This is a genomic window from Herpetosiphonaceae bacterium (assembly GCA_036374795.1).
Lineage (GTDB): Bacteria > Chloroflexota > Chloroflexia > Chloroflexales > Kallotenuaceae > LB3-1.
This window is the reverse complement of record DASUTC010000364.1, coordinates 58,658-65,976: the sequence shown is the minus strand read 5'-3', so window position 1 is coordinate 65,976 and position 7,319 is coordinate 58,658. Positions and strand designations below refer to the sequence as shown.

Annotated in this window: 8 protein-coding genes; 6 read left to right on the top strand and 2 right to left on the bottom strand. The window is 65.5% G+C overall.

What is annotated here, in order from left to right; all coding sequences use genetic code 11:
- The 4 genes from VFZ66_29470 to VFZ66_29455 all read left to right on the top strand — a co-directional run.
- Positions 1-972, top strand: a 972-nt coding sequence (locus tag VFZ66_29470) for a glycosyltransferase family 4 protein (protein ID HEX6293347.1), incomplete at its 5' end; no start/stop codon positions are given.
- Positions 973-1,018: 46 nt separating this feature from the next.
- Positions 1,019-1,312: a nucleotidyltransferase family protein gene (locus VFZ66_29465; GenBank protein ID HEX6293346.1), complete on the top strand. Its 294-nt coding sequence runs from the start codon at positions 1,019-1,021 to the stop codon at positions 1,310-1,312.
- Complete coding sequence (locus tag VFZ66_29460; GenBank protein ID HEX6293345.1) at positions 1,299-1,631, top strand: DUF86 domain-containing protein; 333 nt, start codon at positions 1,299-1,301, stop codon at positions 1,629-1,631. Before VFZ66_29465 ends, VFZ66_29460 begins: the two co-directional genes overlap by 14 nt.
- Before the next feature lie 55 nt (positions 1,632-1,686).
- Positions 1,687-3,138, top strand: a complete 1,452-nt coding sequence (locus tag VFZ66_29455; protein ID HEX6293344.1) for an MFS transporter — start codon at positions 1,687-1,689, stop codon at positions 3,136-3,138.
- Here VFZ66_29455 and VFZ66_29450 read toward each other — a convergent pair.
- Positions 3,122-3,997, bottom strand: a complete 876-nt coding sequence (locus tag VFZ66_29450; protein HEX6293343.1) for a diacylglycerol kinase family protein — start codon at positions 3,995-3,997, stop codon at positions 3,122-3,124. The genes VFZ66_29455 and VFZ66_29450 overlap by 17 nt on opposite strands.
- A 134-nt stretch (positions 3,998-4,131) precedes the next feature.
- A complete protein-coding gene (locus VFZ66_29445) occupies positions 4,132-4,344 on the bottom strand; it encodes a hypothetical protein (protein ID HEX6293342.1) in 213 nt (70 codons plus the stop codon).
- Positions 4,345-4,507: 163 nt separating this feature from the next.
- Here VFZ66_29445 and VFZ66_29440 point away from each other — a divergent pair, with 163 nt between their 5' ends.
- Both VFZ66_29440 and VFZ66_29435 read left to right on the top strand, forming a co-directional pair.
- Complete coding sequence (locus tag VFZ66_29440; protein HEX6293341.1) at positions 4,508-5,584, top strand: hypothetical protein; 1,077 nt, start codon at positions 4,508-4,510, stop codon at positions 5,582-5,584.
- 3 nt (positions 5,585-5,587) lie between these two features.
- Positions 5,588-7,300: a hypothetical protein gene (locus tag VFZ66_29435; protein ID HEX6293340.1), complete on the top strand. Its 1,713-nt coding sequence runs from the start codon at positions 5,588-5,590 to the stop codon at positions 7,298-7,300.
- Positions 7,301-7,319: the final 19 nt, after the last annotated feature.

The following is a 7,319-nucleotide window of genomic DNA, read 5'->3' as shown; positions in this document are numbered from 1 at the left end:
TACTACCTTGAGCACTCGGCCTGGGCCTGGATGTGCCTGTGGTACCTGTGGCTGGAGCGGCTGCGCGGGCGGCGCTACGATGTGATCTATGTGCGGCAGATCGTGATCGCGGCGTGGTGGGCCGGGCTGCTGGGGCGGCTCTACGGCGCGCAGGTGATCTACGAGGCGCACGACTGGGAGACGGCGAATCCCTCACGCGCGAAGGAGCGCTGGGCCGAGGGCCTGCTGCATCTGCTCGATCGGGTGGCGCTGACACAAAGCGCGGCGGTCGTCTCGCTGACGCAGCATTTTCTGCGCGAGCTTGAGCGGATCGGCTGGCAGCCACGGCGCAGCGCGGTCATCCCCGACGCCTTCGACGCCGCTGTGTATCAGCCGCAGGAGCGGTCGGCGGCGCGATCGGCGCTGGGCCTCGATCCCGATGCCATGCTGATCGTGTACGCGGGCATGACCTTCGCGCATCGCGGCCTGGATCGGCTGGTGCAGGCGTTCGCCGACGCGCGGCTGTCCCATGCGCGGCTGGTCTTCGTCGGCGGGCGACCGCGTGAGGTTGCGGCGCTGCGCGATCAGGCCGAGTCGCTGGGCATCGCCGGGCGCGTGCTGCTGGTCGAGCCGCAGCCCCAGGCGCAGGTCGCGCGCTATCTGGCCGCCGCCGACGTACTGGCGATCCCCGACACCGTAACCGACGTGACGGCCTCGCCGCTCAAGCTCTTCGAGTACATGGCGATGGGCCGCGCGATCATCTCGGTCGATCTGCCAGCGCTGCGCGAGGTGATCGACGAGCGGGCGGCGCGCTTCATCCGGCGGGGCGATGTCGCCGATCTGTGCGCCGCGCTCACCGAGCTGGCCGCCGATCCTACGCGCCGTGACGAGATGGGCCGGGCGGCGCATCTGCAATCGGAGCAGTGGACCTACGCCCGACGTGCGGAGCGGATCGTCGCGCTGGCACGGGAGGTTATAGATCTTGCCACATAGCATCCCGGCGATTTTCGTGCTAGAGTTTGGTGACAGGAGCGCTCGTATGGCCGTACTACCATTTGATACAGCCAAGTTAGTTGGAATTTGCCGGGCGAATGATGTCGTCATGGTAGGCGTATTTGGCTCGATAGCACGGGGCGAGGCAACGCCAGAGAGCGATATTGATCTGCTTGTGCGGTTCGCAAAGCCGAAAAGCCTGCTCACACTTGTAGCTTTAGAACGAGAACTTGCTACTGCGCTCGGCAAGCCAGTTGATCTTGTCACCGAAAACGCACTCCATCCCTATCTGCGCGATCATGTCCTCCGTGATTTGCAGGTGGTGTATGATGCAAGGTGATTCCATCTATCTTCAGCATATCCTAGATGCTATCGCCAAGGTTGAACATTACCTGCAAGGTATTGATGAGACGACTTTTACTAGCCAAAGCCTTGTGCAGGATGGTGTTATCGGGCAGATCGAAATTATTGGCGAAGCGGTCAAGCGAGTATCACCAGAGCTACGTGATCGCTATGCTCGTATTCCTTGGCGTGATACTGCTGGTATGCGGGATAAGCTCATTCACCACTATTTCAAATGTTCAAGCCGTCTGGCTCACCGCAACAAACGATCTTACGATCCTCAAAGCAGAAGTGCAAACGATCCTACAGGCACTTAAGCAAGGATAAGCTTCTCACTATCTCCATTCAGCCATAAGCGTCCGAGGTCCGACCATGCAACCACCCGCCACCACGACCGAAAAGGTGCCGCTGATCACCAAGCTTGCGTTCGGCGCAGGCGATGTCGGACCGGCGATTGCCTCGTCGATCATGGGCTTCTTTCTGCTCTACTTCCTGACCGATGTCGCGCGGCTCTCGCCCGCCGTCGCGGGCACGATCCTGCTGGTCAACAAAATCTGGGACTCGCTCAACGATCCAATCGTCGGCACGCTCTCGGATCGCATCCGCACGCGCTGGGGGCGGCGACGGCCCTGGTTTTTGTTCGGCGCGATCCCGTTCGGCCTCAGCTTCTTTCTGCTCTTTCTGGTGCCGCCGTGGGACGCCGCTGGCAAATTCTGGTATTACCTGATCGTATCGCTGATGCTCGACACGGCCTTTACAGCCGTCAATGTGCCGTACACCGCGCTGACGCCTGAGCTGACCAAGGACTACGACGAGCGCACCAGCCTCAACTCGTACCGCTTCGCCTTCTCGATCTGCGGCGGCCTGATCGCTGCGGTGCTGCATCCGGTGATCGTCGGCGCGATCCGGCCAAGCGGCGGCGAGCAGGCGGGCTACGCCGTCTCCGCGCTGATCTGGGCGATCCTGGCGACGCTGCCGTTTTTCTTTGCGTTCTGGGGCACCTACGAGCGCCACACCGCCGAAGAAACTCCTGAGCTGCCGTTTTGGACCGGCCTCAAGATCACCTTCGGCAATCGTGCCTTCCGCTACGTGGCCGGCATCTATCTGCTGTCGTGGCTGGTGCTGCAAACCGTGCAGACCGTGATCATCTACTATCTGACCTACTGGCTGCGCAGGCCGGATCTCACGCCGCGGGTGATCCTATCGGTGCAGGGCAGCGCGCTGATCTGGCTCTTTATCTGGACGCGCGCGAGCCGCACGGTGGGCAAAAAAGGCGTCTACTACCGGGGCATGGTCTTCTGGATCGCCGTGCTGCTGGGGCTGTACGCGGTGCAGCCCGGCTGGCCGAGCTGGGTGCCGATCACGCTGGGGCTGCTGGCGGGCGTGGGCGTGGCGACGGCCTATCTGATCCCGTGGGCGATGCTGCCGGATGTGATCGAGCTGGACGAGCTAGAGACGGGGCAGCGGCGCGAGGGCGCGTACTACGGCTTTTTTGTGCTGCTGCAAAAGCTGGGCCTGGCGCTCAATCTTTTTCTGATCGGGCAGATTCTCGAAGTGACCGGCTATATCACGCCGCCGCCGGGCGTGACCACGCCGATCGAGCAGCCCGCAAGCACGCTCTTTGCGATCCGGCTGCTGGTGGGGCCGCTTCCGGCGCTGCTGCTGCTGGCGGGCGTGTTCCTGGTGTATCGCTTTCCGATCACCAGGGAGCAGCACGAGCACACGCTGGCTGAGCTGGCGCGGCGGCGGCAGCCGAGCGGCAGCGTGGCGGTCGCGCCGACGGGCGGCTACGCCGAGCAGCCGGGCGTCAGGCCAGCAAATTGAGCGCGCCCGGCCTGATCTCGACCTCCACCTGCTGAAGCGCCGTGCCCAGGATCTCGCCGTCCACATGCACCGGCACCGGCGTCACCGACTCGATCGTCACGTGCGCTGCGCGAGCCATGCGCACCTGCTTGAGCCGGGTGTGCGTGCCTCTGATCACCTTGGGAATGTAGCGCACGATCTCATCGAGCCGCAGCGCGTCGCAGAGGCACAGGTCGAACAGGCCGTCATCGATGCGCGCGTCGGGTGTGACCCAGAAGCCGCCGCCGTGGCAGCGCCCGTTGCCGACGGTGGTCAGCAGCATCCGCCGCTCGATCGTCTGTCCGTCGAAGCAGACGCGCATCGGCGGTGACTGATAGTGCTTCAGCGCCCGCAGCAGTGCCGCCAGATAGACCGCGAAGCCGCGCAGCCGCGTCGGACGCTGGTTCTCGACCGCAACCTGAGCATCGAAGCCACAGCCCAGCCCATTGATAAAGGCCCGTCCATTCGCCACCCCGACATCTACCGGGCGCAGCGCGCCACGGCGCAGACGCTCTGCCGCTACCAGCGGTCGATTCGACGGCAGCTCGAGCATCTTAACCAGATCGTTGCCGGTGCCGATCGGGATCAGTCCCAGCGGCAGCGACGAGCCGATCAAGCCGTTGACCACCTCGTTGATCGTGCCATCACCGCCCACGGCGACGATTGCGGTGTAGTGATCCTGATCGGCGGCAGCGGCGGCGAGGTGTTGAGCGTGCCCTGGATACTCGGTGCGCGCGAGCTTGAAGGACAGATCGGCGTTGTGCAAAGCCGTGCGGACGGACTGCTCGCGCTGCGCGGCATGGCCCTTCTGGGCATGCGGGTTGAAAATAACGTAGAGCATAGCCTGTCTTTCGCGGTGGTGAAGAAGCCGGTAGCCTCGATTGTAGCAGCATGCGCGCGATGCGACAATCGATAAAGCTCCGCCCCCGGATCGACTCCAGGGGCGTGGTCTTGATCGAGGCATTGTGCGCGGGTTTAGTGTCCAGAGCCGAAATAGCCGCGATCATCGAGGAATGCCATACTGCCGCAGGTGCCGGAGCCGAGCATGCCGTTACAACTGACGGTGTCGCTCCTGGTGCCGGAGCCAATCGTGCCGCCGCCGTCAAAATAGGCTGCGGCGTGGCTCGTCAGTGGCGCTGCTCCGAGGGAGCCGACGACGAGTGCGGCCAGTACATACCGCTTCAACATAGCGTACCTCCTGTGCGTCTGGGAATCGATCGAGGATGATGGGTACTATACGGATTTGCCGTCGATCTGTAAAGCCCGCCCCGCTTCCAGATCGGTGACGGTTGCGGATATTCGCTATTGGCGCGGCGGCGTGGTATAATCGCGGCCCGATTGGAGATGTGATTTGAGCTATCTGCTCCCACTCGGACCATTTCATGTCGCGCTCCGCACGCCGCAGCGCTTTGTGCTGCGGGCCGAGGGCGACTTCATTCAGGATATTGAGCACCGCGACGGCTACAGCGACCGCTCGACGATCGATCGTATCCGTCGCGCTGATCTTGCTCGCAGCTACCCGCTGATTAATCGCATCTGCGGCGTTCACTCCCACCATCACGCGCTGGCCTGGACCATGGCGCTTGAGTCGCTGGCTGGTCTGGACGTGCCGCCGCGCGCCCAGATGTTGCGCACCGTGGCCGCCGAGCTAGAGCGCGCCGCATCCCACCTTCAGCAAGCCGCAATCGTTTTTGAACTCGTCGGACTCTCGCAGATTCAGCGGCAGCTCGCTGCGCTGCGTGAGTGGGTGCTGGCTGCGATGCAGCGGCTTACGGGCCATCGGCTGGTGATCGATTTCGCGCGGCCCGGCGGCGTGCAGGTCGATCTGACCAACGAGGAGCGCGCAGCCATGCAGCGCCTACTCAAGCGTCCCTCCGACGTGCTCTATCGCCTGATCGACCGCACGATTCGCCGCCGGGCGTTTACCCGGCGCGTCGTCGGAGTGGGCAGCCTGCAACTGGCGGCGGCTGAAACCTTTGGTCTGGCCGGGCCTGCCGGTCGTGCCTCAGGCATCGCCCGCGACCTGCGGCTGGACCAGCCCTACGCCGCGTACGCCGATTTCAAGCCCGCGCAGGTGATGCAGACCGGCGGCGATACCTACGCGCGGGTGATGGTGCTGCTGCTTGAGGCCTACGATAGCTTGCAGCTCGTGCTGCGGATGCTCGAAGCCCTGCCTGAGGGTGAGTGGCAGGGACAGGCGCTGGAGTCGCTGCCGCCGGGAAGCGGCACCGCCGCCGTAGAGTCCCCGGCCAGCCCGCTGCGCTATGCAATCGAGAGCAACGGCACGCAACTGTCCACGATTCGCATCGAGACGAGCGGCATGCCGCATCGGCTGGTCTGGCGGGCGCTGCTGGCGGGCCAGCTTGTGGAGAACGCCGCGATCATTATCGCGTCGGTCGCCGCGTGTACGACATGTGCTGAGGATTGAGCTGTGGCCCTGTATCCGCTAAGTCCGCTGCTGGTGCTTCTGGCTGCCGCCCTGCTGGTCTGGGCGCTCAACGATCGTGTCCGCGCGTTCGTGCAGGGCATGGTTGCTCTCGGCGCGATTGTGGTGGCGCTTGGCCTGGCCGTTGGCGGCCAGATGATGCTCCCCGCGCAGGAGCCGCTGACGTTCGTCTGGAGCACGCTGAGCGGGCAGCCGCTCACGACGCGCTTTACAACAGGCGGCCTGGCCGGTTTCTTCGGGCCGATCCTGCTGCTGAGCGGCGCGGTGACAGCCGGTGGCCTGGCCTGGACGCTGGGCCGCGCGACGCGGGCATTCGGCCTGCTCTTTGCCGGTCTGCTGCTGCTGCTGCTGGGCGGCCTGCTGACGGCGTATAGCGCGCCGACCTTTGGCGCCTTGATCGGGCTGGGCGTGGCCTGGCTCGGCGGCACGATCATGCAGCAGGTGACGATGGCGCATAATCGTGAGGCGACCTTTGCCGGTCTGCCGCTGCTGCTGGGAGCGCTGGTGCTCTTTATCTTGAGCCTGACGCCGCAGTTGTTGGGCGCGTCGATCAGCGCGCCCGTGTGGCTGCTGGCCTGCGCCGCGCTGATCGGCCTTGCGCCGCGCTGGGCGATCGCGCCCACCGCGCCGCTGCTGGTGCGCGCTCCGGTTTCGGCGCTGGGCTTGCCGCTGCTCGGTGGCTACCTGCTGGTCAGCTACGCGACGACTACGGCGGGTGCGTGGTCGCTGGAAGCGGGCTTTAGCCTGCTGCTGCTCGGCGTGGCCGGTCTGATCGTGGGAGCCGTCAGCGCGCTGACGGCCCGACGCATCGGCGATGCTTTCAACTGGCAGGTGGTCGCGCAGCTCTCGCTGCTGGCGATCTGCTTTGGCACGCGCCAGCCAGCGGCAGGGCCGATCGCCGCCGGGCTGCTGGCGCATACGGCGGTCGTGGCGACGAGCATCGCGCTGGCGATCGGGCAGTTCGAGCGAGTGACGCGCACCGATCACTTTGCCGCGCTGCCGCCGCTGCCGCGTCCGCTGCGGCGCGCCGGGATTGCGTACGGCCTGGCGGCTGCCTCCGCCGCTGGCCTGCCGCCGCTGCTGGGCTATGCGCTGCGCCGAGTCGTGCTGCTGCTGGCGGTGCCGCCCTGGCTTCCGGCGGTGCTGCTGGGCGCTTCCGCGCTGCTGGCGCTGAGCTTCCTGCCGACGCTGGTCGCGTTCTTTCGGCGGCCCGCCTTCCGCTCGCCGATCGCGGCGGTCGATCAGGCGGGCGGCGGCTGGCCCCTGGCGTTGATGTGCGGCCTGCTGCTCGGCGGGCTGGTCCCCGATGCGATCTGGCAGTGGATGCTGGGCGATCCAAGCGTGGCGCAGCCGCAACTGCCGCCGTCCGAGTCGCTGGCGACGACCGGGCTGCTGGCCGTGCTGGTGCTTGGCCTGTTCGGCGTGATCAACCGCGCGCTGCGCTATCCGCGTCCCATACCGCACTTTACCGGCGGCGAGCCGCTGGACGAGGAGCCGGGCTGGACGCTGCCTTTTGCGGCGCTGCGCACGAGCCTGTGGCCGCTGGTCGTGCCTGATCAGCCTCCGGGCCGCACGTTTGGCATCTGGCTGCGCGAGCAGCGCGACCGCCTGACGCCGCCGTTGCACGCGCTGGAGCGCCAGTATTATCTAGCGATCGTCGTGGTGAGCCTGATCAGCGTCTTGTTGTTGGCGACATAAGGTTATGACTGTAGCATCT